Origin of the sequence: Dyadobacter sp. NIV53, from assembly GCF_019711195.1 — a bacterium.
Classification (GTDB): Bacteria; Bacteroidota; Bacteroidia; order Cytophagales; family Spirosomataceae; genus Dyadobacter.
Genome location: NZ_CP081299.1, coordinates 3,903,562 through 3,928,174 on the forward strand (window position 1 = coordinate 3,903,562; position 24,613 = coordinate 3,928,174).

Below are 24,613 nucleotides of genomic sequence, written 5' to 3' on the forward strand. Positions count from 1 at the left end.
TAAACAGAGTACAATGACACGGTGGATTATTATTTTTAGCTTTTTCATATTAGGTAGCTGCACCTCGCAACCAGATAAACTAGGCCGTTTAGACCTTAAAAAATGGCGAGGAGACCGTGGCGGATGCGAAGGTGGAAGAACTGCCGTAACCGAAGACTTTAAAGCTGAACAAAAGCAGCTAATGGGAAAATTCATTGATGATGTCGGTACAATTCTTGGCCGGCCGGATATCCACCAGCTTGGTGAGCGCAATCAGAAATTTTACGTGTATTTTTTAGAAAAAGGCCCTCAATGTGATGACATGAAATTGAAGTCAAAAGCAAAAAAAGTAATCTTGAAATTCAATGCAGTCGGGTTATTATCAGAAATTACTTATCAGGAAAGGCCGTTGTGATTTTGTTCAATCTTCATCCGGATCTGATTTTATCATACTCTGCACAAGCAACTCATATTCTTCCTCTTTTTGATAAAGCAGTTCATGGGCTTCCCGAAGTTTTTCTTCACATTCCAAATCTTTTCTGTCCAGTTCTTCATCATGGCCTTTTCGTATTTCTCTCATTATGTATAAATGAAGCACAAACATGCCCGCTGTAAGTACATGAAAAAAGGTGTCGTACGATAAAGTAGCCACCATGTAAGTCAGCACAAAAATAATAAAGCCAATTACAAACCGGGAGATAGCAAATTGCCTGAACATGGTGATGATAGAATGAGGTGTTTAAAAAAGACCCTAAACGGCACTCACAAATAGAACTTCTTAATCCTGATCATTTGCTCTACTGACTCCGGAACCATATACCGTATTGAAATACCCTTTTTCAGGCATGCTCTGAGATAAGTAGCCGAAATGTCAAGTAATGGTGCCTCAACAAATTTGACAGCCTTGTGATCCTTAAAACGGTGGCTTTGTGCACCTGGCCTGGGATAAACATATAGGCCTACGTATTCCAGGATTTTTTCATGGTTCTTCCAGTTCGGGAATTGTGCCAAATTGTCTTCTCCCATAATCAATTTGAATTCATGCTGCGGAAATTTTTCCTGAATCCTAATCAGCGTGTCAATAGTATAGCTGGGTTTTGGCATATGAAATTCAACATCTGTGGCTTTTAGAAGTGAATTATCAGAAATAGCACGCTGGACCAGATCATACCGGTCAAATTCGTGCAATAAACTGTTATTTTTTTTGAATGGGTTCTGGGGGCTGACAACAAACCAGATCTGTTCAAGGTCCGTGGAAGTTGCCATCGTATTGGCGATAATTAAATGGCCAATATGAATCGGGTTAAATGATCCAAAAAAAGGCCGATTTTCATGATTCAATGAAATCCATCACCATTTCTTCTGCCCTTTTTAACGTTTCTTCCAGATCATCATTAATGAGAACTACATCAAATTTATCCTCGAAACTTAGTTCATAACGGACTTTACCAAGGCGGGTTTCCAATGATTTTTCAGTTTCTGTACCCCTTTCACTTAAGCGGCGGATAATTTCCTGTTCTGAAGAAACCTTCACAAATATTGCCAGTGAACGTTCTCTGTAAATTTCCTTTAATTTTAATCCGCCTTTTACGTCTACATCAAAAAGTACATGCTTTCCTTCACTCCAGAGCCTTTCAATTTCTGTTTTGAAAGTTCCATAGTAATTTCCTGCATACACTTCCTCCCATTCAGCAAATTCGTTATCAGCTATGCGCTGACGGAATTCTTTTTTTGGTAAGAAATAATAATCTTTTCCATGAATTTCATGTGCTCGCTGCTCCCGGGTGGATGCAGACACAGAAAATGCAAGAAGAGAAGGATATTTTTTTAATAAATGCCGGACAATTGTTGTCTTTCCGGAACCTGAGGGAGCAGAAAATATAATAAGCTTACCTTTCACGCGAACAGTATTAACTGTTTATTTTTAAAATAATAGTATCCAGAATATTTTTCGGACAAGGTTTTTTTTCGAGCTTGATACTAAGAGAATCCTTAATGCATTTTTCTAACCTGTAAGCTTCAATGCAAGGGATACACTTTTCCATATTATCTCTAAAATGATCCTTCTCTGCATCTGTGGCTTCATCGTCCAAAATGGACTGAATAATTTTCATACATTCAGCATGATGCTCACAATTTAGCTTCATGGGTTGCTTTTGCGCTTCTTCTGTCACAGAAGGCGTATTCAATGATGCATTCATTACCAGAAATGATAAAAAGAATAATGGAATATTATGTACAGTTGTACACTATAACCACTTACGCCTTAAAAAAAGTTTCACAACCTAAGAATCATATCCCATTGAACTCGCATAATTTTTCAATTTCTCTTTCAAAAGGTTACGTGCGCGGTGTAATCTCGACCGTACAGTACCAATTGGAATGTCCAGGATTTTGGCCATTTCTTCATAGGTAAATCCTTCAATATCACAAAGAATAATTACAGTACGGAAGTCAACCGGTAAAGCGTTCAATGCATTTGCAACCTCGTCACCTATCAGTTCCTGTACTGCATCAGCACGAAGATCCACCGTATACGTAGTATCCGAAGCCTCTTCTGAATTATAAGTGGTTTCTACTTCCTGATAATCTACCTTAGAAGGCTCTTTACTTTTTTTACGGTAGTCGTTAATAAAACTATTCTTCAGGATACGAAAAAGCCATGCTTTAGCATTGGTACCCTGTTCAAAAGAAGAAATGAAGCGGAATGCCTTTAAGTATGTGTCCTGCACCAGGTCATTTGCATCGTCTTCGTCCATAGTAAGACGAAAGGCGAAGTTATACATGGAATCAATGTGTGGCATGAATTCACGATTGAAAACTTCATAGCGAAGATCATCCGTGTATTCATTATTCGTGAGCGTCTCTGACATGGCAACTAACATAGGAATGCTGAATTTACAAAGATTAATAACAGCTCCAAATGGTACAAATTAAAATTTAATGAACGGCCTTTGGGAACTGTTGCACAGCCATTATTTCATGATAAAAAATTTAATGTTTTTAAAAATTTACTTTCCGGCAAACATTAAATGTTGAGTTTTTCTCATAATGTATTCATGTATGTACATCAAATAACGAGCCAATTAATCTATGTCAGTCAAATTGTCATGCTACCTTTTAGAAAATAGTTCCAGAATGACAATTAAAATTGTTGTGAACAAAGTGCTGGCTGCAATACGAAGCATGGTGTACAAAATCATACTGAAATTATTCATCTCCATGAGAAATAACATGGTATGATGTATAAAAATAAGTGGCAGTATATATCCGAGAAAAGAGCCAAATCCCTGGGAACGGATTCCTACTTCTGCACGTTCAGAGCCTTTTGCATCCATTTGGTACTGAATTAAAAAAGGACGGAGATATGCAATCATTACAGTTGCCGAAGCGTGCATGCCAAAGGTGTTGGAAAAAACATCTATTGTAAAACCTGTTGCAAAGCCAATAAGCAGCAGATACATGCGGTTGATATCAGCCGGAAGCAGTAGAATTCCAGCAATATAAATGAAACAAAATGCATAATTGAATAACACCAGATTCCGCATAAAAAAAATCTGCAGAAACAGATACAGCAAAATCATTAAAGAATATTGAATGGCTTCACGTAAACTCATTTTCGCTCTTCTATAAGTGATTTAAGTGCTTCCTGCTCCCCAAGTTGTTGATTTTGTACCACATACACATAGGAAAGATTCCGGAAGTCTGTTGAAAGGCGAAGTACAATATTGTAAAAAGTCTGATCGGGGTGTACGGCAACGCTTTCGACTTTACCAACCATAATTCCGGGAGGAAAAACGGAGTTCTGGTTTGAGGTTACTGCCGAATCACCTTTAAAAACTTTTGTATATTTTGATACGTCTACCAGATCAATGAAATTAGGATCTTTTCCCGGCCATTTTGCATATCCAATTTCATTGCTGCGAACGAGCTTGGACGACACCATGAACTGAGAATGTAAGATGGATGTAATGACAGAATAATTTTCAGAACAAAAGCGTACTTTACCTACTACGCCGGTTGCCGAAATAACACCCATCCCCGGTTTGATACCGTCAGCCGAACCCTTGTCAATTGTGATTACATTGTTTGTGTTAGTAGTCTCATTATCAACTACCTTAGCTACGGTATACGTAAATCTGGCTGCGAAAAGAGAATCAGGAATATATCCGGCAGGTGCATCGGTTGGGTTCTTTTGGGAGAGAATTGCTACCATTGAATGCAGACGCGCATTTTCATTTGCTAGATCAGAATTTATTTCCCCTAGTTTGGTATATTCTTTGGCAGAATTGGAAAGAGCCAGTGTTTTTGCAACGTAGTAATTAGAGGTATTAAAGTACGTAGCTCCCCAATATGAATTGTTGCGCACAATCAACCATACACTGAGAACTTCCAGCAGGACAAATACCAAAAAGAAACGATTCCGGACAACGAAATCAACGAGTTGAAGCATTGGCTAAAAACGTTCACACACATTCTATCAATTTGTAATTGATAGAATGTGAACGACCCTTTACTACGAAATCAATACAGGTTTGTACAGTTCCAGGTTTTTCAGGACTTCTCCTGTACCCTTTACAACCGCTTTTAACGGATCATCAGCAATGTGTACAGGTAACTTGGTTTTCTGAGAAATACGACGGTCAAGACCATGTATCAATGCACCACCACCGGTAAGCCAGATTCCGTTTTTGAAAATATCTGCCGAAAGTTCAGGAGGAGAAATCTCCAGGGCTTTCATTACACCTTCTTCAATTTTAGAAATAGATTTATCAAGCGAGTAAGCAATCTCACTATAAGTTACCCTGATTTCTTTTGGAATCCCGGTCATCAAATCCCGGCCACGTACCTGATAATCTTCCAAAGCAACTTCCAGCTCCGGAGAAGCAGATCCGATAGCCATTTTTATTAATTCAGCAGAACGTTCACCAATCAGCAGATTGTGTTCGCGGCGCATGTAATCTACAATATCCCTGGTAAAAACATCGCCGGCAATACGAACGGACTGTTCACATACGATACCGGATAATGCAATGACGGCGATCTCTGTGGTACCACCACCGATGTCAACGATCATTACGCCATTTGGCTGGGTGATGTCAATTCCAATTCCTATGGCAGCTGCAATAGGTTCATGAACCATATAAACCTCTTTGGCCCCTGCATGCTCACAGGAGTCTTTTACTGCCCGTTTCTCAACCTCTGTAATGCCCGAAGGAATACAAACCACCATACGGTGTGAGGGAGTAAAAAAACGACTTCCGGTATCAATCATCTTGATCATACCTCTTATCATCATTTCTGCAGCAGTAAAATCGGCAATCACACCATCTTTAAGCGGACGGATTGTTTTTATATTTTCATTCGTTTTCTCATGCATTTGCATAGCCGTATGTCCTATCGCTAACACTTTACCAGTGGTTTTATCCATGGCTATAATCGAAGGCTCATCAACAACTACTGTATCTTTATGGATGATCAGGGTATTAGCAGTCCCTAAATCTATCGCTATGTCGCTTGTCAAAAAATCAAACAATCCCATATTTATTTTTAAAATTTACCCTCCCTTTGATTTCAGGTGTGCAAAATTACGGATTATTACCCACAAACAAAGGCATTTACTAAAATTCACTTTTGCCTTCATTTTCAGGCCCGAAACTGTCCATAAACCTTCGTTTGGAATAGAATTTACAAATCCTGTGTACCTTTGTTTTTACTATGGGAATTAAAGCACTTTTGAGTAAGCCTTTGGCTCAATATATTGTAACACAACAGCAGGAATGGATTTCCAGAAGTATGGAAATCCAGGAGGAATGGCGTGAAAAACTTGTGAAAAAAGCTGCCGATACCCAATTCGGCAAAGATCATAATTTTAAGGACATACGGTCGTATGCCGATTTTCAACGTGCAGTTCCGGTAAATGACTACGAGGATTTAAAAACATATATCAATAAAATAAAGGAAGGTGAAAATGATATATTATGGCCTGGAAAACCATTGTATTTCGCTAAAACATCGGGTACTACTTCCGGGACAAAATATATTCCTATTTCAAAAGATTCTATTTCGAACCACATCTCTTCGGCCCGAAATGCCATATTAAGCTACATTGCTGAAACTGGTAAAGCTCAGTTTCTCGATAATAAATTGATTTTTCTGTCAGGAAGTCCGGTTTTAACTGAAACAGGCGGTGTATTAACCGGCCGTTTATCTGGTATTTCCAATCATCATGTACCGGCATATCTGCGTTCCAATCAAATGCCGAGTTACGAAACCAATTGTATTGAAGACTGGGAAACGAAGCTGGACAGGATCATTGATGAAACGATAGACCAGCCTATGTCGCTGATTTCCGGTATTCCACCATGGGTACAGATGTATTTTGACAGGATTACGGCCCGGACCGGAAAAAAGATAAAAGACGTATTTCCTGATTTTTCCCTTTTTATTTATGGGGGAGTGAACTTTGAACCATACCGTGCCAAACTTTTTGAATCAATCGGCAAACGCATTGATTCGATAGAACTCTATCCGGCCTCAGAAGGTTTTTTTGCTTATCAGGATTCACAGGAAGAAGAAGGGCTGCTATTGCTTTTGAATACCGGAATTTTCTACGAGTTTATTCCGACCGAAAACTTTTTTGATGAAAAGCCTAAACGGTTATCCATTGGTGAAGTAGAAACTGGCCGGAATTATGCCATGATCATCAACAACAATGCGGGTTTATGGGGCTATTCTCTGGGAGATACAGTAAGATTTGTATCGGTGAATCCTTATAGAATTCTGGTAACGGGCAGGATTAAACATTTTATTTCTGCATTTGGTGAACATGTCATTGGCGAGGAAATTGAAAAAGCACTGCGTTATGCTATGGAACGCCATCCCGAAACGGAGGTTGTGGAATTTACAGTTGCGCCAATGGTAACGCCATCGCAGGGTGGTCTTCCGTATCATGAATGGCTGGTGGAATTTGCTACAAGGCCAGTTAATATCGAGCAATTTGTAAAAGATATAGACGGCAGACTGACGGAATTGAATGTATATTATGACGATTTGATTAAAGGAAATATTTTACGGCAACTTGTAATGGTTCCTTTACGCAAAAATTCATTTATTGATTATATGCGGGCTAACGGAAAGCTCGGCGGGCAAAATAAAATGCCAAGACTGTCAAATGACCGAAAGATTGCGGATGAACTGATTAAAATTAACCATTCCAGTCCGGTTATTAAATGAATGAATTTTTATGATAAAGAAAAGAATAGCCATTTTAGGTTCGACCGGCTCGATTGGAACACAGGCACTTGAAGTAATAGCAGCAAATCCTCAGACTTTTTCAGTAGAGGTACTTACCGCACAAAATAATGCAGACCTGCTGATAGAGCAGGCAATAAAATTTCTTCCAAAAGAAGTTGTTATTGGTAACGAAGCACTATACGACAAAGTAAACTCCGCCCTTTCCGGTTTTTTGATAAAAGTCTACAGCGGTGACTCAGCTTTGGTTTCGGTAGTTGAATCGGATTTTATTGATACCGTTTTAACGGCTATGGTTGGTTATTCGGGATTGTTGCCAACGATTCATGCAATAAAATCAGGAAAAGATATTGCGCTCGCCAATAAAGAAACATTGGTCGTAGCCGGAGAGCTGATCATGGGTCTGGCGAAGGAATACAATGTTAGTATTTATCCTGTCGATTCGGAGCATTCAGCTATTTTTCAATGTTTGGCAGGAGAATCTGAAAACGAGATTGAAAAAATTATTCTGACTGCATCTGGTGGCCCTTTTCGTGGAAAAAATCGTGAATTTCTTACTTCAGTAACTAAACAGCAGGCTCTCAAACATCCAAACTGGGCGATGGGAGCCAAAATTACCATCGACTCTGCCACGTTAATGAACAAAGGCCTGGAAGTCATTGAAGCAAAATGGTTATTTGATCTAACTCCGAAGCAAATTGATGTGATTGTGCATCCTCAAAGTATTGTGCATTCAATGGTTCAGTTTGGTGATGGAAGTATTAAGGCTCAAATGGGTTTGCCTGATATGAAATTGCCCATTCAATATGCACTTCATTATCCTCACAGGCTTAAATCTGACTTTCCAAGGCTTGATTTTGCAGATTTCCCTTCATTAACTTTTGAGAAACCTGATCTGGAAACTTTCCGGAATCTTGCTGTTGCTTATCGGGCATTGGAAAAAGGAGGGAATGCTGCCTGTATTGTTAATGCAGCAAATGAAGTAGCCGTTGATGCTTTTCTCCAAGATAAAATCAGATTTCTTGAAATTTCCGATATTATTATTGAAACCGTAGCCAGAATAAATTTTGTACAGAACCCGACGTATTTCGATTACGTTCAAACAAATGAAGCTGCAAGACGTTTTGCTTCAGATATGATTCAAGTAAAAGTCTAGATGAAATCCGAATTTCTTAAGTATTTTTCCGTGGCTATGGCCAGCACCCTTAAATTTTTCGGAGGTCCGATTACAGGAGTGATATTAAAACTGACATGGATGGAGACTGCCATTTGTTCTGCAATAGGGATGATGTTCAGTGTCTTACTGTTTACTTATGCTGGAAAAGGCGTACAGGCACTTGTTAAAAAGTATCGTAAAGCCCCGCCTAAAAAGTTTAGCAAAACCAACCGTATGGCAGTTAATATCTGGAAGAAGTTTGGTATTATAGGAATCGCATTTTTGACTCCTCCGCTTTTCACACCCATTTTCGGCCCGCTTCTTGCGGTAGCGTTCAGAGTTCCGAGATCCGCAATATTTCTTTGGATGTCTATCAGCGCCATCTTATGGGGACTCGGTGTATCTTACCTCGCTCATAAAATGACGTTTATTCAGGAATGGATTAAATAAATGAGCGGCGGACCGCTCCCTTACTTATCTGCTCACTTCCTTCTTTGGTGCAGTTGTTTTTTTCATAAAATCGCCTTGTGAAAAATATTTTTCGATCAGGCAGTACATCAGGATAAAAAAATATCTGCTGCCCATTTCCTTTATTTTAAGCTTAGATTCACCATATTTACGGTTGGTCCAGCTATTGGGAACTACTGCATAGTTATAACCGCGAACCATAGCTTTCAATGGCAGCTCGATTGTCAGATTGAAATGCGGGGCAAGAAAAGGTTTGATACCTTCAATCGTTTCCCTTTTATAAAGTTTGAATGCGTTGGTTGTATCATTGTATTTTATACCCATGAGCATACGCACGATAAAATTAGCAACACGGTTAATGGTTTTTTTCAAAGCAGGATAGTCTACTACTTTTCCCCCTTTTTCCCAACGTGATCCAAATACGCAGTCATAATCGCCCTCCAGCATTTTGAAATAATACTTTACCAGATCCTCCGGATCGTCCGACATATCAGCCATGAATACAGCTACACAATCACCGGTAAAGCGTTCAAGCCCGTATCTTACCGCATAGCCAAATCCATTTGGACCAGGATTGGTGTAATATATCAGTGTCGGAATTTCAATAGAAAGCGCATCGAGAACTTTTGCTGTGCCATCTTTTGAATTATCATTCGTGACACAGATTTCATGAGGTATATTGTACTTATTTAAGGTGCTGTGAAGGGATCTTAAAGTTTCTGATATCGATTCTTCCTCGTTATATGCTGGTATTACGATGCTTAGCTTCATGTAGATGAGAGTGGTAAAAAGAATGCAAATTAAATATTATTAATCCGGACTGCCAATTTTTTCCATTTTTGAAAGATGCGAAACGTATTTTGTAAGCGTTCTTTGAATGGTTTCATTGTAACGATAATCAAGCCATTGGTTTACATTCTCAAACATTTCTTTTCTGTTCAGCCAAAAACGGGCATTGGCCTGCGCATGAACGTTACTTAGTCCTGCACTATGTTTCCTGTAAATTCCCATTGTTTCTGGCAGATAACCTATTTTGCCATGTGCCGCTAATTGTATTACAACAGCCCAGTCACCCGCTGCTGCTTTGGCATGCCAGTCGGCAAAGTCATTGTTAAGGAAATAATTACGGTAAAGCCAGCTTGCCGTAGCCATAAACCAATTATCTTCCAGTATATCTTCAATGTTTGAAGTCAGTTTCTGGTCCGGACTATTAAATAAATGGCTGGCTGTTCCATCTTCATAAATTACTTCTGCATTGTGATGACAGATGACATAATCAGGATGAGAATCCAGGAAATCGACTTGTTTTTGGAGTTTGAGCGGATCTGTCCAGTAGTCGTCACCTTCGCACATAGCCACGTATTCACCTTTGCATGCTTTTAATAATTGCAGCACATTATTCCGGCCCGCAAATTCACGCGGCTCTTTTGGGCCCTGATTCTCTGTATGTAAAAAAGCACGAATCCGTCCTGGATTTTTGTCAATATATTCCTGAATAATGGCCTGCGTATTATCCGAAGAAGCGTCGTCACCTATAACAATTTCAAAAGGGAATGTAGTTTGCTGCATCAAGGCGCCATCCAGCATTTGAGCAATGTATTTTTCGTGATTATATGCCGGGACACAAACAGAAGCTTTCATAATATAAAAGGAGCTGTCAAACTGCTACGCATTGTCACACAGAACTGAGTCGAAGTGCAAGCGATACGACCCGCACTTCGACTCCGCTCAGCATTTTAGCATTTTGATAGCTCTTGAAAAATAGTTTTATGCATTTTAACTGAACACGTCCTGTAATTGATCTGTACTTGGAAAATCTGGTGTAACAAGTTCAGTTTCAGGTTTGTAAATATAAGCCATCGGATAACCCCGCTCTATAAATGTAGGTTCATCCAGATTATTATATCTCAATTGTACCGACCAGCGGATATTCCGGGTAATATTATTTCCGGACTGATGTATCAGAAATGCCGAAAACAGCACAATATCCCCCACTTTAAATTCCGTTTGTACAAAATCCTCTTCTTTTAGTGTAGTTGTAATTCCGCCTTGGTAACCAGAGGTATTTGAATGCTGCAAACCAGTTTTATGGCTGCCTGGAATTACTTGTAAAGCACCAATTTCTGCTCCCGCATCGACCATCGGAAACCAGATTACGGCACTGTCCAGAGAACCCTGTCCTGTACGCCAATCCTGGTGAGCATCCAGTTTCCAGTGCTTGCTGCCATCTTTGGATAAAAAACGACTATTAAATTGCATCGCCGCACGCGCACCAATGATCGGATTGGACAGTCCTGCTTCTTTTAATAAGTTTTCAATTTTGGGATCAAGCCCTAAGCGGTGAAGTGAAAAAGTATGCTGTACTGTTTTTCCTGTATTGACAAAGGCATTGAAATCTTTTTCGAAAAATTCAAACATGGCATTTTCGAAAACATCGCGGTCATCAATATCGACCGGTTTGCCGGTAACATGTTTGATCTGGGTTGCGAATATTTTGCGTGCTTCCAGATAAATTTTATTTATTTCTTCCTTATCCAGAAAATTTCTGAGAAGCACGTAACCATCCTTATTAAACTGTTCACGAAGTGTGCTCATAATATAATTAATTTTTTAGAAGACATTTTACCTCCAAAAGTATAACGTATCAGCAATCAAATTAATGACGGAAATCAGTAACTAATGTTAATCTTCCCAGACTGCATAAGCAAATCCGGCTGCCCCGAATCCATTTCCGTTATAAAGCAAGTATTTTTTGCCATTATGTTCGTAATAATTGGCATAATTAATCATCTGGTAATCAAAATCTTCCGGATTTTCCGATTTTGCTATTCCAACCAGATTATCCTTACGTTCCCAGTTAGTACCATCTGCCGACTCGGCATAGCCCAAACGATAACTTTGGTTACGGTCTGTCCGGTAATCTCTTGAATGGCGGTATGAATAATACATTTTATAGATTCCGTCTTCCTTAAAAACGCTTGGACGGCCTACGGCATGTAAGAAATCATCAAACTCCAGAGTAGGAACATCGCTGATTTCCCAGTGAACCCCATCTTTTGAAACAGCAGATTGTCCACGATAATAAGGTTCGGGATAACCGTGAATGTATTCGCATTTATGGCCCGAAATATACCACATCCGCCAGGTTCCGTCTTCTTCACGAAGTACAGAAGGTTGTGCTGCCCAGATCGGATTCTGAATGCTGCGATCCATGATCGGGCCGGTAAACATTTTTGTAAATGACAATCCACCGTCTTTACTGACGGCCAGTCCCATTGAGAGTCGGTAAGAATTCCAGGTACGGTTCCAGCCGGTGTAATACAGCCACATTTCACCATTGGGCATATCCACGAACCAAGAAGGCATCGCGCCGGTTTCATCATATTCTCCCGGTCCGCCTAGTTCAAGAATGGGTTTGTCGTGTATGTAAAGAATCTTTTTAGGATCTTCATAATCTACATCAATAAATGTCGGACGGGATTGTCCGCTTGCATCACGTGAAGAAAAATAGATGCGTAAGAAATCTTTATGTTTATATGCGTATGGAACCTGAGCATGAGAGAGGCTATGAGCCAGGCTTCCGTCAGGTTTGTATACGACTCCTTTTTTAACCCACATTTTTATTTAGTTTTTGGTAAATGGTTAGCTGTACAAAGTCAGCCTTCATTAATTATTTGAGTTGATTTATTTAAAAGTTTTACCTGATTAAAGCAAAGCTCAAAACCACTATTAATCAACTGCCTTCTCTGCTCTTACTCTCCAGTTATCTACAAAATCTTTCCCTGGGATTGGCAGGTCAATATCAACTTCTGGTGCTTTGGCTGTTACCCTGTATTCCATGATATAGAAAGCATTTCCAAAAACATAATGCAATTTGAAATTTTCAATATTTACAGGAACGTCTTCTATTGGCACCTCGGCACGGAATAGTGGATTTGCTTTTAATAAAGTGGCATAGGTTGGTGTATTCCTTAACCATGGTGCTACACTTTCATCACCAACTACAACTTTTCCACCAGGACGAACAACGCGTGTCAGTTCATCAAAAGCTCTCTTTCTTTCCGAAAATGTATTGATTCCGCCAAAATGGAAAACGGCATCAAAAGTATCGTCAGGAAAAGGAAGATAAGAACCGTTTCCAAGGAAATAATGAACATTTACATCCTCTGTGGAAAGTTTTTCCTGAGCCAGTTTAAGCATGTTTGGAGATAAATCAGACAAAACAGCGGTTCCACCCGGCCTTACTTTATCCAGTATAAGTGCGGAATCTTTACCAGTTCCTGCACCAACTTCAAGTGCTGTCATACCCGGTTCCAATTCCATCAGATCAATAAAAAACTTGCGGGTTGCCGCTTCATCTGAATGGTTCAGGGTTTCAAAAACCCATGAAACACCTTTATCATAACGAAGAAAAGCCTGATCATAAAGATATTGTTCTCTTGCATCTCCCGGAAGTAATTCCTTTGGATACAACATGTTAACAATGCCTGTTTCTCCTACTTCATAAATAACACCATCCGTACTGGTTAGTGTTTTGCCGTCTTCGGCAATAGTGAGTGTGCCGCCGGTTAGTGGACAAACCAACGATTCTAAAAATTCCTTATGATCCATTTTTGTGTTTTTCTTATTGATAAATCAGGTCAAAATTACTTTTTTCTTCGAAGAACGGTCAAAGTAATGTGCTTCTTAATTAATTCGTTTCCTTCATCCTGCTTCATTGCTTCTTACTGTCCATTCTATTTATTCGTACCTTTGGAGCGTTTCCGGATTAAATCCGATTCTGTTAAACCGATTTTGTTGTTATTATATGTCTCAGCTTCAGGAAAAAATAAAATCACTTGCGAAAGAACAATCAGAATATGTTATCGCTCACAGACGCCATTTACATAGTAATCCCGAACTTTCATTTGAAGAATTTAAAACAGCTGCATATGTAGCTCAGGAACTGCGTGCTATTGGGTTACAACCAGAAGAAGGATTCGCAGGAACGGGTGTTGTAGCAATTATAGAAGGCAGGAATCCGTCTTCAAAAACAGTTGGTTTACGGGCGGATATGGACGCCCTTCCTATTTTGGAAGCTAATGATGTTCCTTATAAATCGCAATTTCCTGGTGTAATGCATGCCTGCGGGCATGACGTACATACTTCGTCTTTGTTGGGAACTGCACGAATTCTGAACCAGGTAAGGAATGAATTTGATGGATCGATCAAACTGGTTTTTCAGCCTGCCGAAGAAAAAGCGCCTGGTGGAGCTTCGCTCATGATAAAAGAGGGTGTTCTTGAAAATCCAAGGCCTGCCAGTATGATCGGGCAACACGTGGCGCCCAATGTTCCTGTTGGCAAAATTGGTTTCAGGGAAGGCATGTACATGGCGAGTACAGATGAATTATATCTGACAGTGATTGGAAAAGGGGGCCATGCAGCAGCACCGCACCAGCTTGTAGATCCGGTACTAATGGCATCTCATATCATTGTAGCATTACAGCAAATCATAAGCAGAAACAGAAATCCAGCCAATCCGGCCGTACTTTCATTCGGGCGGTTTATTGCAGACGGCGTTACCAATGTGATTCCTAATGAAGTTACGATTCAGGGAACCTGGCGTTGTATGGATGAAGTATGGAGGGAAGAAGGACTGCAGAAAATGAAAAAACTGGCCGAAGGAATTGCCGAAGCAATGGGAGGAACCTGTGTTTTTGATATTGTCCGGGGTTATCCTTTTCTGAAAAACCATCCCGAACTTACACGCAGGGTAAGAACAGCAGCAACCCAATATGTAGGTGCAGACAACATAGTGGATCTGGATCTTTGGATGGCCGGCGAAGATTTCGCCTTCTATTCACAGGTGGTTGATTCCTGCTTTTACAGGCTGGGTACACGCAATGAAGCCAGAGGAATTATATCCGGAGTACACACACCTACCTTTGATATTGATGAATCGGCACTGGAAATTTCTACAGGCTTAATGAGCTGGCTGGCTATTTCAGAGCTTGATGCTTAGGAATATAACGTTTAAAAAGGCTATTGATTTTAAGGCTGATCACACCCAATACCGCTTCCTTAAATATCCCACGGGACATTTTGGAAGCGCCTTTTGTTCTGTCCGTAAATATAATCGGCACTTCTACCACATCAAACCCAAATTTCCATGCATTGAATTTCATCTCAATCTGAAAAGCATAACCAATAAATCTTACTTCATCCAGATTTATCGTTTTTAATACTTTACTCGTGTAGCATATAAAACCAGCCGTAGGGTCCATAACGGGCATGCCGGTTATTAATCGTACATAATATCCGGCAAAATAAGACATTAATACACGGTTGATTGGCCAGTTTACTACATTAACCCCGGTAATATAGCGCGATCCGATTGCTACATCATGATTCTCCACAGCACAGGCATGATAAAGGCGGATCAGATCTACGGGAGGATGAGAAAAATCAGCATCCATTTCAAATATAAACTCATACCCACGCTGCAATGCCCATTTGAAACCATGGATATAAGCTGTGCCCAAGCCAAGCTTTCCCTTTCTTTCTTCAAGATGCAGGGAGCCACTAAATTCAGCGATTAAATTTTTAACAACATTCGCGGTTCCATCAGGAGATCCGTCGTCTATTATTAATACATCAAATGATTGTTTAAGGCAAAATATATCGCGGATGATTGCTTCTATATTCTCAATCTCGTTGTAGGTTGGAATAACAACAATACTATTGTTCACTTATGGTGGTAGGTTTAGGTGTTAAATCCCTAGAGTTTTATATTATTAGCTTTCTCCCGAATTTCTATTTTCTTATTTACTTTTTCATAAATCTGCGCCATCTGCTTTGGGTGCATCATATAGTAAGAATAACTGTTGCGGTAATCCAGTGTATCTACTTTATATTTTTTCCAAATATCAGTCTTTAGCTTATTGAAAATCAATAGTGAAGAATCCAGCGATCTTAACTGAAGTCTGGTAACCCTGGATTCAGCAACGTGGATATCCGTTAGTATGGAGGCCATTTGCTCTTGGGATAGTGTGTGTTCCGGAGGCTTTTCGTCAGACGAACAGCCGGAGTTGCTAAACAGGGAAAGGATTAAAAGTATAGAAAGAAATGAGAAATTTAGTGTTCGCCGTATCATAACTCTCAAAATACCTATCTTTGTTCAGGTTGATTTTGATACAAAGGTGGTAATTTTTTCGCAAAACTTATGTTTGAACAGTTTTTGGGAAAGCTTCGGAAGTATGAAATACGCATGCGGAAAGCAGTTACCAGCGAACGCCACGGCAACTTCCATTCAGTTTTTAAAGGATCAGGACTTGAATTTGATGATCTTCGTCTCTATCAGTATGGAGACGACGTAAGGGCTATTGACTGGAACACTTCCGCAAAAGGCCATGGTACTTTTGTCAAAATTTTCAAGGAAGATAAAGAGCAAACGGCATTTTTTATGCTGGACGTAAGTGCTTCACAACAGGTAGGGGAGGTCAGAAAACTTAAAATAGATATAGCCAAAGAAATTTGCGGTGTACTTACTTTATCAGCCATTCAGGAAGCCACCCGGGTAGGTTTGCTTTGTTTTAGCGATAAAAATGAGCGATATATTCGTCCATCCGACGGAATGAAACATGGATACGGCGTCATTTCTGAATTATATAAACTGGTTCCTGAGTCCACACGTACCAATATTGCTGATGCTATTCTGGTTACTTTAAACCTTCTCAAGCGCCGCACACTTGTATTTTTGATTTCTGATTTTATTGATGAAAATTATTACCACAACCTGAAAGCGTTATGCCGTAAACATGATGTGATCGTTATTCATTTATATGATTCGAGAGAAACAGACCTGCCCAGCCTTGGAATAATTCCGTTGTATGACGCAGAAAAACAGGCGACTGTGTGGGTGAATACTTCTTCTAAGCAATACCGCGAAGACATGGCCAGTCGTTTTAACAAAAGAAGTATTGACCTAAAACGTTTATGCCACCAGAACCGGGCTGATTATCTCGCAATTAATACACAGGAAGATTATGTACCGGCGCTCATCCATTTATTTAAAGTTCGCCATTATACCAAGAGCTCAGTATCATAAAATGTTTACAAAAATATTTCCGGCATTTGGCAAATTCTGTTTTTTATTCTCTGTAGGCAATATGAAATCTTTCTTTGCAAAACTGCAAAAAACAGATGTTGGGTTAGTATTATTTTGCAGCTTTTTCTTTTTTACTTTTCCTCTTTGTGCCCAGAAAACAATACCCAAAGGCAAGTTTCTGACAGATAGTATTGAGGTGGGTAAACCCTTTTTATATTCACTCAGTTATTATCACGCTCCGGGAAAAGAAGTTTTTTTTCCTGATACAACATTTGATTTTTCTCCATTTGAAATTATATCCCAAAAAAGTTTTAATTCCAGTACCGATGAAAAAAAGAATATTACGCTCGACAGCGCTATTTATCATCTGATTACTTTTGATGTTGCCGCTTTTCAGACTCTGAGCTTGCCGGTTTATACTTATGAAAAATCAGATTGTACTTCAGTATATTCCAATCGGGATTCGATTTTTTTAAGAAAAAGTAATTTAAATCCTTTCGATAATTCAAACGTACTTAAACCAGAAACTAATCTGATCCCACTGGGACGTGAGTTTAATTTTTCTATTCTTATAGGAACGCTTGCTTTGGTCATTGGCGTTGTAGGAGCTGTTTACTGGGTTTTTGGCAAGGATATTTATAAACAATGGCAGCTTGTCAAACTCCAGCGCCGTCATCTGGAATACCTTCTGTGCGTTCAACCGGCTACTTCGTAATGCACGGGAAAAAAGCAATATAAAAGACGCTGAAAAAGCCATTATCGTTTGGAAAAATTACTTGGAACGACTGGAAAAAAAACCGTTCGCCACTTACACTACGCGTGAAATTATGGATAATATGCCGGACGATTCGCTCGCAGAAGCATTGAAAAATATGGATGGAATTATATACGGACAGGAAAAATCTAAAAATATGGATGTTTTTCTTGAGGTATTAAAAACAGGTGCAACAAGGATTTACCGGGTGAAACGCAGGCAAATCCTGGATAATCCCTTATCTTAAACCAGGTAATTTATGGAGCAGTGGTACTCATTACGATGGTTTACTTATGACATTATCAGGTCATACGAATGGGTATATCCTTACTTTTTATATTTATTACCTTTCGTCCCTTTCCTGTTCTGGATACGAAACGCATTTCACCGCAGGCATAAACAAAGGCTGGTCATAACATACCACTCAGCAAAAGAAGGTAAAGACTGGCTCACACTTTTACGTTTTGTACAGCCGGTTTGTGTTGGATTGGGTATTTGCCTCATTCTGGTTGCACTGGCACGTCCCCAGGTAGTTTCTGAAAGAACAGATCGCTTTTCGGAAGGAATTGATATCATGCTCCTGATTGATATTTCCGATTCGATGCTGGAAAAAGATTTGAGCCCTAATCGGCTGGAAGCTGCGAAACTGGTAGCCAGGCAATTTATTTCAGGCCGGTTACAGGACAGGATTGGTATTATTATTTTTGCAGGTGAGGCCGTTTCCCTTTGCCCGCTTACTACGGATTATGAATTGCTTTATGGATTTCTCGACGAAATTCGTCCCGATATGATCCCGACAGCTGGTACTGCGATTGGCAGCGCGCTGGCAGTTGCTGTAAACAGGATGCGGGAAACCAAAGGAGATAGTAAAGTGGCAATTCTGATCAGTGATGGTGATAATACGTCAGGAAACCTGGATCCGACAACAGCAGCCCAGCTTGCCAAAGCTTTTGGTGTAAAAGTGTATACTATTTCAGTTGGTAATAATATCAAAAAGAGGGTAAAATCAGATACCTTGTCCGTACCCAGTGCATTGGTAGACGAAACCGAGCTTCAGAATATTGCGGGGTTAGGTGATGGAAAATACTTTCGGGCAACTGATAACCGCACATTAGGTGAGGTGTTCCAACAAATTAACCAGATAGAAAAGGTTAAATCCAGAAATGTAATTTCACGGGATGTAAGTGATTACTACAGGGTTTATCTTTATTGGGCGGTACTTTTTCTGCTGATCGCAATTGGAACCAAAAGTACTTTTATGGCTAATATTCTTGAAGATTAATGTTAAAATCCTATTACAATATTGATGCATTAGAAGCCGGCCTTGATGAAGTTGGCAGAGGTTGCCTGGCAGGACCGGTAGTTGCCGCAGCAGTAATTCTTCCCCGCGATTACAAGCATTTATATCTCAACGATTCCAAGCAATTATCCAAATTGCAGAGAAATGAATTAGAGAAAGAAATAATAAGGGAGGCATTATCCTATGCCGTTGGAGAAGTAGATAACCTTGAAATTGACAGGATCAATATACTGAAAGCGAGCTTTCTGGCTATGCACCGTGCCGTCGACAAGCTGAACGTAAAGCCCGAACATCTTCTGGTCGACGGCAACCGGTTTACGCCTTATCCTATGATTCCGCATACGTGCATTATCAAAGGAGATACGCATTATCTTTCAATTGCTGCTGCGTCGGTTCTGGCAAAAAATTATAGGGATGAACTCATGTCCCGGTTAGCAACCCAGTTTCCATATTACGGCTGGGAACACAATGTGGGTTATCCTACGATACATCACAGGCGTGCTATTTCAGAGCATGGTACCTGTGCTTTTCACCGGATGAGCTTCCGGTTGTTAAAAGATTAAGTCAATCAGGCTTTTGGCTTTTTGTATAAAGGAACTGTACTGCAGGGTTCGCCAAACATGAGACTTTGTGCAACGGGTTTTAATAAAGTGGTTATATCTACATACGCAGAAATGGGTACAGGGAATTTGCTGCAACCTTTTACAACCACACGTTTGCCACGGTATTCTTCAGGATTTATTTTCTGAATGGCGTCAGAGAATAATTTATCTTCCAATTGACCAAGGTCTCCAAATACAACTTTGTTCGCATATGGTTCAAGATGAATTGCCAGTAACATATAGGCCCAGGTAGGCACGATTGCATCCTCAGAACAGATAATAGCTACATTTTTTCCCTGATATACACTCCATTCATTGGATTTCAAAAACTCCCTGAAATCCTTTTCCCGAAGAATCATTCCCTGAAATAAGTTGTCTTTAATATCAAATAATACCCTTTCCCCCTGATCATATAAATCTTCCAGATCAAGAGAAATAATTCCGCTGGTTGCTACTCTATTGGTAATTTCTTCGGTTTCCATACATTAAATTGCTTTCAAAAGACTAACACGAAAAAGCCGGATTTTGTTTGTCGATCGTTCCGTTAACGTGATTTTTTTCAAACAGCCAAAGCTGCTTTTCGCGAAGGAGGTGTCATGAAGTCTTTGAGATAATAAGGCTCGAAAGTGACTAGATTTTCAAAATGACTTTCTGTAAAAAATTTTAGAGCCAGTTGCCCCACCGTTTTTGCAGAAGGACGGATTTCTTCATTCAGAAAAATGGCATTTTCATTTGCAGACAGCAGTTTTTTGCACTTTTCGGCACCATCTCCAAAGAAAACGATCTTGTTATTATGTAATAAATCTTCAAAAGAATGCTCGTCCATAATAATCGCCTTCGTTTCCAGAATGCTATTGTTTTCAAAATCAAAAACAGATGCGTAAACTTCCATTCGCCGGGCATCAATCATGGAACAGAAAAGTGTATCTTTTGAAAAAAATGGAATTACCTGTAACGACATGGCTTCCAGCGTATTGATCGCAATCAACGGTTTGTCCAAAGCATAACAAAGCCCCTTGGCAGTAGATACACCCACACGAAGGCCGGTATAAGAACCAGGCCCCTTTGCCACAGCTACAGCGTCCAGATCGTTTAAGCCATATCCAGCCTGTTCTACGGCATTCTTAATGAGCGTAGTAAGCATGGAAGAGGAAGATTTATCGGTATTCAAATCATAATTTGATAGCAAAACCGAATCAGCGTGTACTGCAACCGAGCAACCACGGGTAGAAGTATCAATACTAAGTAGGAGCATAAGGAATCGTAGGAAGGTTTTAGAATACAGGCATTATAGTAGCGCAAAGCTTGCCAAACAATCGTATTAGTGCCAGATTAACTCTGATACGATTGTTTTAACTTTACATAAAATGCTGGAAAATCAGATATAACGACTGTTTACTTTTTACTGTTAACTTAACATTAGTTTTTCTTTCCTTTCAGAATTTCCTGATAACGATTTGGATCTTTAAACAAAGCCAGTGCAGCTTTTACTTCTGCGTCTTCATTAAACGAAGCTTCTCTCATGCCCTTTTCAAGATAATAGTGCTTGATAATCTCTTCTTCCAGTATCATTTTGATTTCAGGTTTAGAAATTTCCAGGTCATTATCTTTGGTATGAGATAGTTTGGCTTTCAGAGCTTTAAGCTGATCATCAATAATATCCAGCGATTTTTCTTTTTTTGCAGAAGCTTCCAGATCCTTCAGATCTCTTTCTACCTGTGTGGTATAATCGTATTCCTTATCTGAAAGCCACTTTACAAAAGCTGAATATTCATTATCAGCTAAGTGAAATTCCTTAGCAGGTTTAATGGTAGGATGCTCAAAATGATATTTTACAGCATAGTCAAAGAACAGCCGGTTTCTTCCAAGAGAAGTAGCCAATGGTGAAAATGTTTCTTTTTCAGTGATGATATCAGGTAATATACCACCGCCGTCATACACAACCCGGCCATTATGTGTTTTGAATGCCGTCATCAATGAATCTGAAATTTTTCCAACACTGCCGTCTTCATTACGATGGCTGTAATCAATTGCCTGGATACATCTGCCGCTTGGAATGTAATATTTGGCAGTTGTAATTTTCATTTTGGTATTAAAAGAAAGATCACGCGTAGTTTGTACCAATCCTTTTCCATAAGTTCGCTGTCCGATTAATACACCTCTGTCATAATCCTGCATGACCCCTGAAACGATTTCTGCTGCGGAAGCACTCCGGTTATTTGTCAGTACAACCATCGGCATTTCAATATCAACGGCCGGATTGTAAGCCGTATATGTTTTGTTCCATTCTGTTACTTTTCCTTTGGTAGAAACAATTTCTTCTCCTTTTGGAATAAAAATGTTAGAAATTTCAATCGCCATATTCAGCAATCCGCCTGGGTTATCCCTTAGATCCAGAACTACATATTTCATTCCTTTTCCTTTCAGTTCCAGAAATGCCGTACGTACTTCACGGGAAGCAGTTGCTGTAAAATCTTTCAGATCAATATAGCCCACATCTTCACTCAGCATGCCGTAATAAGGTACATTCGTTACCTTGACAATGTCGCGATTGACAGTTAGTTCAATTGGTTTTGGACTGCCGAAACGTTTGATCGTCAGTGTAACACTTGTCTGGGTTTGGCCTTTCAATAATTTTCCAGTATCAAAATCTTCTCTTGTCGATAAGTCAATTCCGTTGATCTTTTCAATCTCATCTCCTAATTGCAAACCTGCTTTCTGGGCCGGAGTATCTTCATAAACCATCATCACGGTATGTTTCCCGTCTGCTGAATTAACCATGGCACCGATACCATTGTACTTACCGGTAGTCATGGTCATATAATCTTCAATATCATCCTCAGCATAATAAACCGTATACGGATCTAGTGTCCGTAACATATTGTCAATACTGATTTTAATTAATTGGTTGGGATTGATCTCATCAACATAATATGCATTTAATTCCTTGAACAGGGTTGCATAAATGTCAAGGTTTCTTGCAATTTCAAACAGGCGGTCATCTTTCCGGAAGGAAAAAAACGCCAGGCCAACCAGGACCGGAACGGCAAGCCAGATGGAGCGAAAATACTTTTTCATCTATGTCAGGAATTATCGGTTTGTATTTTAAGAAGAGCTGAAGGCAGTTTTCCCAATTTTTTCAGGGTTTGCTTCATGGCTGTTTCAATAACGTCGTAAGTTGTTATTTCTTTTGCAAGATACAAAAAAGCAATGTATGATGGCCTCTCTCCGGGAGGAGATGATAGGAGTGGTTCTTTATTTAACCGGTAAGATTCTTTGCAACGCCTTCGGATAAGATTTCGGTCAACAGCCTTTTTAAACTGCTTTTTCGGGACTGAAAACAAGACCTGCGGAAATGGGGGTGGAGTGTCTTTTTCGTAAATATAAAGCACCCGAAAAGGGAAGAGATAAAAAGTATGAACCTCTGTACTACCTCTTTGAAAAACTCTTCCGATTAAACGAGGGCTGCATAAGCGCTCATTTTTACCAAATTTTTGTTTCAAGTTCTTGCAGAAAAAAGCGTCTGAGTAATTTGAAAAAACTTTCAAAATACTCAGACGGTGTAAGACTAGCGTCCCAACTGGAAGTCCTCGATTAAGTATTTAATCTATTATTTCGTCTGAACGACGTCCTTATAAACTAAACTTTAAACCTGGATTATTGTTTATGACGTTTTTCGTCAGAAACCGATAATTTCCAACGGCCTTTTTTGCGACGTGCTGCAATTACATTGCGGCCATTAGCCGAAGACATTCTTTCACGGAATCCGTGCTTATTTCTCCTCTTGCGATTCGAAGGTTGAAAGGTACGTTTCATCTCTGTATCAAATTATTACCTATATAAAATCTCTTTGACCCGTAATTTTGGCTTGCAAAGGTAGATATTTTTTTTCACTAAGTCAATGTTTAAAAGTTTTTATTAAAACAGGTTGTAAAAAAATACATAAAACCAGGTTTTTTCAGCTTAACGAATTGATTGTTAATAGTATCAATTACAGGATTGCTGAAACACGAATAGATATAAAGGGGCTTTATTTTTAGGAAACTACATGCGGCTGCGGGTATTCAAAATTAACTGCTATTGAATAACCAGTGTCCGGGTATTTATGGATTCAGGTGATTTCAGGTCTTCTTTTTTACGATGCGTTTTCCTAGAGTTGAAAATCAAATAGCCCCAGTGTTCAGGAATATGCATATTGACTACACCTTGCGGCGACCAAACCCAGTTGTATTCAGGAAGAGTCTGATTGGTTTTCGTATCCTTCTTACGGGAATATTTTCCGTCGGTAACATTGTGCTGCCAGTTCACACGCGAAAAGTTAATGCGCCATTCTGACTTATTTTTCGGGTAAATAGCCGGCACGTTTTCTTTGCTCAATGAGGCAAAAGGAATAGCGATTTCAACGGTCCACTTTTTATCTTTGTCTGCCGCATTGTTTACAGTACCGTCAACGGATACTGCCGATTTCAATTCTTTTATATCCCATTTCAATTGAGCTCTTCCACCATTACAATATGTTTTAGGTAAAAATAAATCGAAAGTGTTATTGATTGCGTTGATTTCCAGTTCATAATAGTTTTTGGTATCACCGTCGGGATCAATAAACACTTCGAAATCGTTTTCAAGATATACGATCTGATCTTTTTTGTTTTGATATGCCCAGATATGTTCTTCATCCAAAACAGCCGCGATGTACAAATGTTCATCATCCCAAAGCATTTTAACTTTTGTCTGCTGTAGAGGTAAAGGTTTTTTATTTCCTTCAATATCGACAAAGGAATCACTCCATTTTGCGTTTTTCCAGGAGCGGTCATCCAGTCTGCCATCTATTTTAATAGCCTTTTCGGAACGTTGACAAATGTACTTTTTGGGAGTAGCTGCGGACTGAGCAATGATTTTGTGCGAAACAAAACAGATTGCGATAACAGACAGTACAAGTCTGTATAGCAAAGGAAATAATGGGAAATCTCCCTTATTATTGAGTGGTTTTAACTTTTTCAAGATTGTGGAGCGA

At 39.5% G+C, this 24,613-nt stretch carries 30 protein-coding genes and 1 pseudogene; 10 read left to right on the top strand and 21 right to left on the bottom strand.

The window, feature by feature from the left end; all coding sequences use genetic code 11:
* Positions 1-13: 13 nt before the first annotated feature.
* Complete coding sequence (locus KZC02_RS15865; protein WP_221389608.1) at positions 14-394, top strand: hypothetical protein; 381 nt, start codon at positions 14-16, stop codon at positions 392-394.
* Between the two features lie 6 nt (positions 395-400).
* Here the strand turns inward: KZC02_RS15865 and KZC02_RS15870 are convergent, their stop codons facing one another.
* From KZC02_RS15870 to KZC02_RS15905, 8 genes and pseudogenes are all read right to left on the bottom strand, one after another.
* A complete protein-coding gene (locus KZC02_RS15870) occupies positions 401-697 on the bottom strand; it encodes a hypothetical protein (RefSeq protein ID WP_221389609.1) in 297 nt (98 codons plus the stop codon).
* 44 nt (positions 698-741) lie between these two features.
* A pseudogene (nadD, locus tag KZC02_RS15875) lies at positions 742-1,313 on the bottom strand (nicotinate (nicotinamide) nucleotide adenylyltransferase).
* On the bottom strand, positions 1,310-1,879 hold the full coding sequence (gene gmk, locus KZC02_RS15880; protein ID WP_221389611.1) for a guanylate kinase: 570 nt from the start codon (positions 1,877-1,879) through the stop codon (positions 1,310-1,312). Before gmk ends, nadD begins: the two are co-directional and overlap by 4 nt.
* Before the next feature lie 10 nt (positions 1,880-1,889).
* The gene (locus tag KZC02_RS15885; RefSeq protein ID WP_221389612.1) at positions 1,890-2,180 is read right to left on the bottom strand and encodes a phosphohydrolase; all 291 of its coding nucleotides are present in this window, start codon (positions 2,178-2,180) and stop codon (positions 1,890-1,892) included.
* An 84-nt stretch (positions 2,181-2,264) separates the two neighbouring features.
* Entirely contained in the window at positions 2,265-2,852 is a 588-nt protein-coding gene (locus tag KZC02_RS15890; RefSeq protein WP_229253620.1) for a sigma-70 family RNA polymerase sigma factor, read from the bottom strand.
* A 240-nt stretch (positions 2,853-3,092) separates the two neighbouring features.
* Positions 3,093-3,596, bottom strand: coding sequence for a hypothetical protein (locus KZC02_RS15895; RefSeq protein ID WP_221389614.1), 504 nt, complete (start codon positions 3,594-3,596; stop codon positions 3,093-3,095).
* Entirely contained in the window at positions 3,593-4,432 is an 840-nt protein-coding gene (mreC, locus tag KZC02_RS15900) for a rod shape-determining protein MreC (protein ID WP_221389615.1), read from the bottom strand. Before mreC ends, KZC02_RS15895 begins: the two co-directional genes overlap by 4 nt.
* Before the next feature lie 63 nt (positions 4,433-4,495).
* The gene (locus KZC02_RS15905; protein WP_221389616.1) at positions 4,496-5,521 is read right to left on the bottom strand and encodes a rod shape-determining protein; all 1,026 of its coding nucleotides are present in this window, start codon (positions 5,519-5,521) and stop codon (positions 4,496-4,498) included.
* Between the two features lie 176 nt (positions 5,522-5,697).
* Between KZC02_RS15905 and KZC02_RS15910 the strand changes: the two genes are divergently transcribed.
* From KZC02_RS15910 to KZC02_RS15920, 3 genes are read left to right on the top strand one after another with little or no spacing between them, the layout of a single operon-like run.
* Complete coding sequence (locus KZC02_RS15910; protein ID WP_221389617.1) at positions 5,698-7,215, top strand: GH3 auxin-responsive promoter family protein; 1,518 nt, start codon at positions 5,698-5,700, stop codon at positions 7,213-7,215.
* A 10-nt stretch (positions 7,216-7,225) separates the two neighbouring features.
* Positions 7,226-8,389: a 1-deoxy-D-xylulose-5-phosphate reductoisomerase gene (locus KZC02_RS15915; RefSeq protein ID WP_221389618.1), complete on the top strand. Its 1,164-nt coding sequence runs from the start codon at positions 7,226-7,228 to the stop codon at positions 8,387-8,389.
* Entirely contained in the window at positions 8,390-8,839 is a 450-nt protein-coding gene (locus KZC02_RS15920; protein WP_221389619.1) for a hypothetical protein, read from the top strand. It abuts the gene before it with no gap.
* 24 nt (positions 8,840-8,863) lie between these two features.
* On the opposite strand, the gene KZC02_RS15925 is transcribed toward KZC02_RS15920, so the two are convergent.
* From KZC02_RS15925 to KZC02_RS15945, 5 genes are all read right to left on the bottom strand, one after another.
* Entirely contained in the window at positions 8,864-9,628 is a 765-nt protein-coding gene (locus KZC02_RS15925; RefSeq protein ID WP_221389620.1) for a glycosyltransferase family 2 protein, read from the bottom strand.
* A 39-nt stretch (positions 9,629-9,667) separates the two neighbouring features.
* Positions 9,668-10,498, bottom strand: coding sequence for a glycosyltransferase (locus tag KZC02_RS15930; RefSeq protein ID WP_221389621.1), 831 nt, complete (start codon positions 10,496-10,498; stop codon positions 9,668-9,670).
* A 135-nt stretch (positions 10,499-10,633) separates the two neighbouring features.
* Positions 10,634-11,452: a phytanoyl-CoA dioxygenase family protein gene (locus tag KZC02_RS15935; RefSeq protein WP_221389622.1), complete on the bottom strand. Its 819-nt coding sequence runs from the start codon at positions 11,450-11,452 to the stop codon at positions 10,634-10,636.
* 87 nt (positions 11,453-11,539) lie between these two features.
* Positions 11,540-12,475, bottom strand: coding sequence for a hypothetical protein (locus tag KZC02_RS15940; RefSeq protein ID WP_221389623.1), 936 nt, complete (start codon positions 12,473-12,475; stop codon positions 11,540-11,542).
* A 111-nt stretch (positions 12,476-12,586) separates the two neighbouring features.
* Positions 12,587-13,468, bottom strand: a complete 882-nt coding sequence (locus tag KZC02_RS15945; RefSeq protein ID WP_221389624.1) for a class I SAM-dependent methyltransferase — start codon at positions 13,466-13,468, stop codon at positions 12,587-12,589.
* Between the two features lie 196 nt (positions 13,469-13,664).
* On the opposite strand from KZC02_RS15945, the gene KZC02_RS15950 reads away from it, so the two are divergent.
* Entirely contained in the window at positions 13,665-14,858 is a 1,194-nt protein-coding gene (locus KZC02_RS15950; protein ID WP_221389625.1) for a M20 family metallopeptidase, read from the top strand.
* Here the strand turns inward: KZC02_RS15950 and KZC02_RS15955 are convergent.
* Together KZC02_RS15955 and KZC02_RS15960 are read right to left on the bottom strand one after the other, a co-directional pair.
* Positions 14,836-15,585, bottom strand: a complete 750-nt coding sequence (locus KZC02_RS15955) for a polyprenol monophosphomannose synthase (RefSeq protein ID WP_221389626.1) — start codon at positions 15,583-15,585, stop codon at positions 14,836-14,838. The genes KZC02_RS15950 and KZC02_RS15955 overlap by 23 nt on opposite strands.
* Before the next feature lie 29 nt (positions 15,586-15,614).
* Positions 15,615-15,989, bottom strand: a complete 375-nt coding sequence (locus KZC02_RS15960) for a DUF4296 domain-containing protein (protein WP_221389627.1) — start codon at positions 15,987-15,989, stop codon at positions 15,615-15,617.
* Between the two features lie 69 nt (positions 15,990-16,058).
* Here KZC02_RS15960 and KZC02_RS15965 point away from each other — a divergent pair, with 69 nt between their 5' ends.
* The 5 genes from KZC02_RS15965 to KZC02_RS15980 all read left to right on the top strand — a co-directional run bounded on the left by KZC02_RS15965 (position 16,059) and on the right by KZC02_RS15980 (position 19,560).
* Positions 16,059-16,943 carry a DUF58 domain-containing protein gene (locus KZC02_RS15965; RefSeq protein WP_221389628.1) on the top strand — a complete coding sequence of 295 codons (885 nt, stop codon included), beginning with the start codon at positions 16,059-16,061 and terminating at the stop codon, positions 16,941-16,943.
* A 61-nt stretch (positions 16,944-17,004) separates the two neighbouring features.
* Positions 17,005-17,658: a hypothetical protein gene (locus KZC02_RS31860; RefSeq protein ID WP_229253622.1), complete on the top strand. Its 654-nt coding sequence runs from the start codon at positions 17,005-17,007 to the stop codon at positions 17,656-17,658.
* Positions 17,659-17,719: 61 nt separating this feature from the next.
* Positions 17,720-17,944: a hypothetical protein gene (locus KZC02_RS31865; protein ID WP_229253623.1), complete on the top strand. Its 225-nt coding sequence runs from the start codon at positions 17,720-17,722 to the stop codon at positions 17,942-17,944.
* Between the two features lie 12 nt (positions 17,945-17,956).
* Positions 17,957-18,979 (top strand): VWA domain-containing protein, encoded by a 1,023-nt coding sequence (locus KZC02_RS15975; protein WP_221389629.1) that lies wholly within the window; start codon positions 17,957-17,959, stop codon positions 18,977-18,979.
* A complete protein-coding gene (locus tag KZC02_RS15980) occupies positions 18,979-19,560 on the top strand; it encodes a ribonuclease HII (RefSeq protein WP_221389630.1) in 582 nt (193 codons plus the stop codon). The genes KZC02_RS15975 and KZC02_RS15980 overlap by 1 nt, the downstream gene beginning before the upstream one ends.
* A 5-nt stretch (positions 19,561-19,565) precedes the next feature.
* Here KZC02_RS15980 and KZC02_RS15985 read toward each other — a convergent pair whose 3' ends face one another.
* From KZC02_RS15985 to KZC02_RS16010, 6 genes are all read right to left on the bottom strand, one after another.
* Complete coding sequence (locus KZC02_RS15985) at positions 19,566-20,081, bottom strand: DUF2480 family protein (RefSeq protein ID WP_221389631.1); 516 nt, start codon at positions 20,079-20,081, stop codon at positions 19,566-19,568.
* A 77-nt stretch (positions 20,082-20,158) separates the two neighbouring features.
* Positions 20,159-20,854, bottom strand: a complete 696-nt coding sequence (gene tsaB, locus KZC02_RS15990) for a tRNA (adenosine(37)-N6)-threonylcarbamoyltransferase complex dimerization subunit type 1 TsaB (protein WP_221389632.1) — start codon at positions 20,852-20,854, stop codon at positions 20,159-20,161.
* A 164-nt stretch (positions 20,855-21,018) separates the two neighbouring features.
* Positions 21,019-22,677, bottom strand: a complete 1,659-nt coding sequence (locus KZC02_RS15995; protein ID WP_221389633.1) for a S41 family peptidase — start codon at positions 22,675-22,677, stop codon at positions 21,019-21,021.
* Positions 22,678-22,682: 5 nt separating this feature from the next.
* A complete protein-coding gene (locus tag KZC02_RS16000) occupies positions 22,683-23,102 on the bottom strand; it encodes a ribonuclease P protein component (RefSeq protein WP_221389634.1) in 420 nt (139 codons plus the stop codon).
* A 154-nt stretch (positions 23,103-23,256) separates the two neighbouring features.
* Positions 23,257-23,415: a 50S ribosomal protein L34 gene (gene rpmH, locus KZC02_RS16005; protein ID WP_221389635.1), complete on the bottom strand. Its 159-nt coding sequence runs from the start codon at positions 23,413-23,415 to the stop codon at positions 23,257-23,259.
* Positions 23,416-23,676: 261 nt separating this feature from the next.
* Positions 23,677-24,600 (bottom strand): carbohydrate-binding family 9-like protein, encoded by a 924-nt coding sequence (locus KZC02_RS16010; protein ID WP_229253624.1) that lies wholly within the window; start codon positions 24,598-24,600, stop codon positions 23,677-23,679.
* Between the last annotated feature and the right edge of the window lie 13 nt (positions 24,601-24,613).

Excerpts from the sequence above, each read along its gene's own strand:
- KZC02_RS15935 (WP_221389622.1), bottom strand. The coding sequence starts at position 11,452 with ATGAGCACACTTCGTGAACAGTTTAATAAGGATGGTTACGTGCTTCTC.
- KZC02_RS15915 (WP_221389618.1), top strand. The coding sequence starts at position 7,226 with ATGATAAAGAAAAGAATAGCCATTTTAGGTTCGACCGGCTCGATTGGA.
- tsaB (WP_221389632.1), bottom strand. The coding sequence starts at position 20,854 with ATGCTCCTACTTAGTATTGATACTTCTACCCGTGGTTGCTCGGTTGCA.
- KZC02_RS15985 (WP_221389631.1), bottom strand. The coding sequence starts at position 20,081 with ATGGAAACCGAAGAAATTACCAATAGAGTAGCAACCAGCGGAATTATT.
- KZC02_RS15870 (WP_221389609.1), bottom strand. The coding sequence starts at position 697 with ATGTTCAGGCAATTTGCTATCTCCCGGTTTGTAATTGGCTTTATTATT.
- KZC02_RS15965 (WP_221389628.1), top strand. The coding sequence starts at position 16,059 with ATGTTTGAACAGTTTTTGGGAAAGCTTCGGAAGTATGAAATACGCATG.
- KZC02_RS15980 (WP_221389630.1), top strand. The coding sequence starts at position 18,979 with ATGTTAAAATCCTATTACAATATTGATGCATTAGAAGCCGGCCTTGAT.
- KZC02_RS15905 (WP_221389616.1), bottom strand. The coding sequence starts at position 5,521 with ATGGGATTGTTTGATTTTTTGACAAGCGACATAGCGATAGATTTAGGG.
- mreC (WP_221389615.1), bottom strand. The coding sequence starts at position 4,432 with ATGCTTCAACTCGTTGATTTCGTTGTCCGGAATCGTTTCTTTTTGGTA.
- KZC02_RS15975 (WP_221389629.1), top strand. The coding sequence starts at position 17,957 with ATGGAGCAGTGGTACTCATTACGATGGTTTACTTATGACATTATCAGG.
- KZC02_RS15920 (WP_221389619.1), top strand. The coding sequence starts at position 8,390 with ATGAAATCCGAATTTCTTAAGTATTTTTCCGTGGCTATGGCCAGCACC.
- KZC02_RS15925 (WP_221389620.1), bottom strand. The coding sequence starts at position 9,628 with ATGAAGCTAAGCATCGTAATACCAGCATATAACGAGGAAGAATCGATA.
- KZC02_RS15945 (WP_221389624.1), bottom strand. The coding sequence starts at position 13,468 with ATGGATCATAAGGAATTTTTAGAATCGTTGGTTTGTCCACTAACCGGC.
- KZC02_RS15910 (WP_221389617.1), top strand. The coding sequence starts at position 5,698 with ATGGGAATTAAAGCACTTTTGAGTAAGCCTTTGGCTCAATATATTGTA.
- KZC02_RS15960 (WP_221389627.1), bottom strand. The coding sequence starts at position 15,989 with ATGATACGGCGAACACTAAATTTCTCATTTCTTTCTATACTTTTAATC.
- KZC02_RS15895 (WP_221389614.1), bottom strand. The coding sequence starts at position 3,596 with ATGAGTTTACGTGAAGCCATTCAATATTCTTTAATGATTTTGCTGTAT.
- rpmH (WP_221389635.1), bottom strand. The coding sequence starts at position 23,415 with ATGAAACGTACCTTTCAACCTTCGAATCGCAAGAGGAGAAATAAGCAC.
- KZC02_RS31860 (WP_229253622.1), top strand. The coding sequence starts at position 17,005 with ATGAAATCTTTCTTTGCAAAACTGCAAAAAACAGATGTTGGGTTAGTA.
- KZC02_RS15865 (WP_221389608.1), top strand. The coding sequence starts at position 14 with ATGACACGGTGGATTATTATTTTTAGCTTTTTCATATTAGGTAGCTGC.
- KZC02_RS15930 (WP_221389621.1), bottom strand. The coding sequence starts at position 10,498 with ATGAAAGCTTCTGTTTGTGTCCCGGCATATAATCACGAAAAATACATT.
- KZC02_RS15940 (WP_221389623.1), bottom strand. The coding sequence starts at position 12,475 with ATGTGGGTTAAAAAAGGAGTCGTATACAAACCTGACGGAAGCCTGGCT.
- KZC02_RS15995 (WP_221389633.1), bottom strand. The coding sequence starts at position 22,677 with ATGAAAAAGTATTTTCGCTCCATCTGGCTTGCCGTTCCGGTCCTGGTT.
- KZC02_RS15885 (WP_221389612.1), bottom strand. The coding sequence starts at position 2,180 with ATGAATGCATCATTGAATACGCCTTCTGTGACAGAAGAAGCGCAAAAG.
- KZC02_RS15950 (WP_221389625.1), top strand. The coding sequence starts at position 13,665 with ATGTCTCAGCTTCAGGAAAAAATAAAATCACTTGCGAAAGAACAATCA.
- KZC02_RS15890 (WP_229253620.1), bottom strand. The coding sequence starts at position 2,852 with ATGTCAGAGACGCTCACGAATAATGAATACACGGATGATCTTCGCTAT.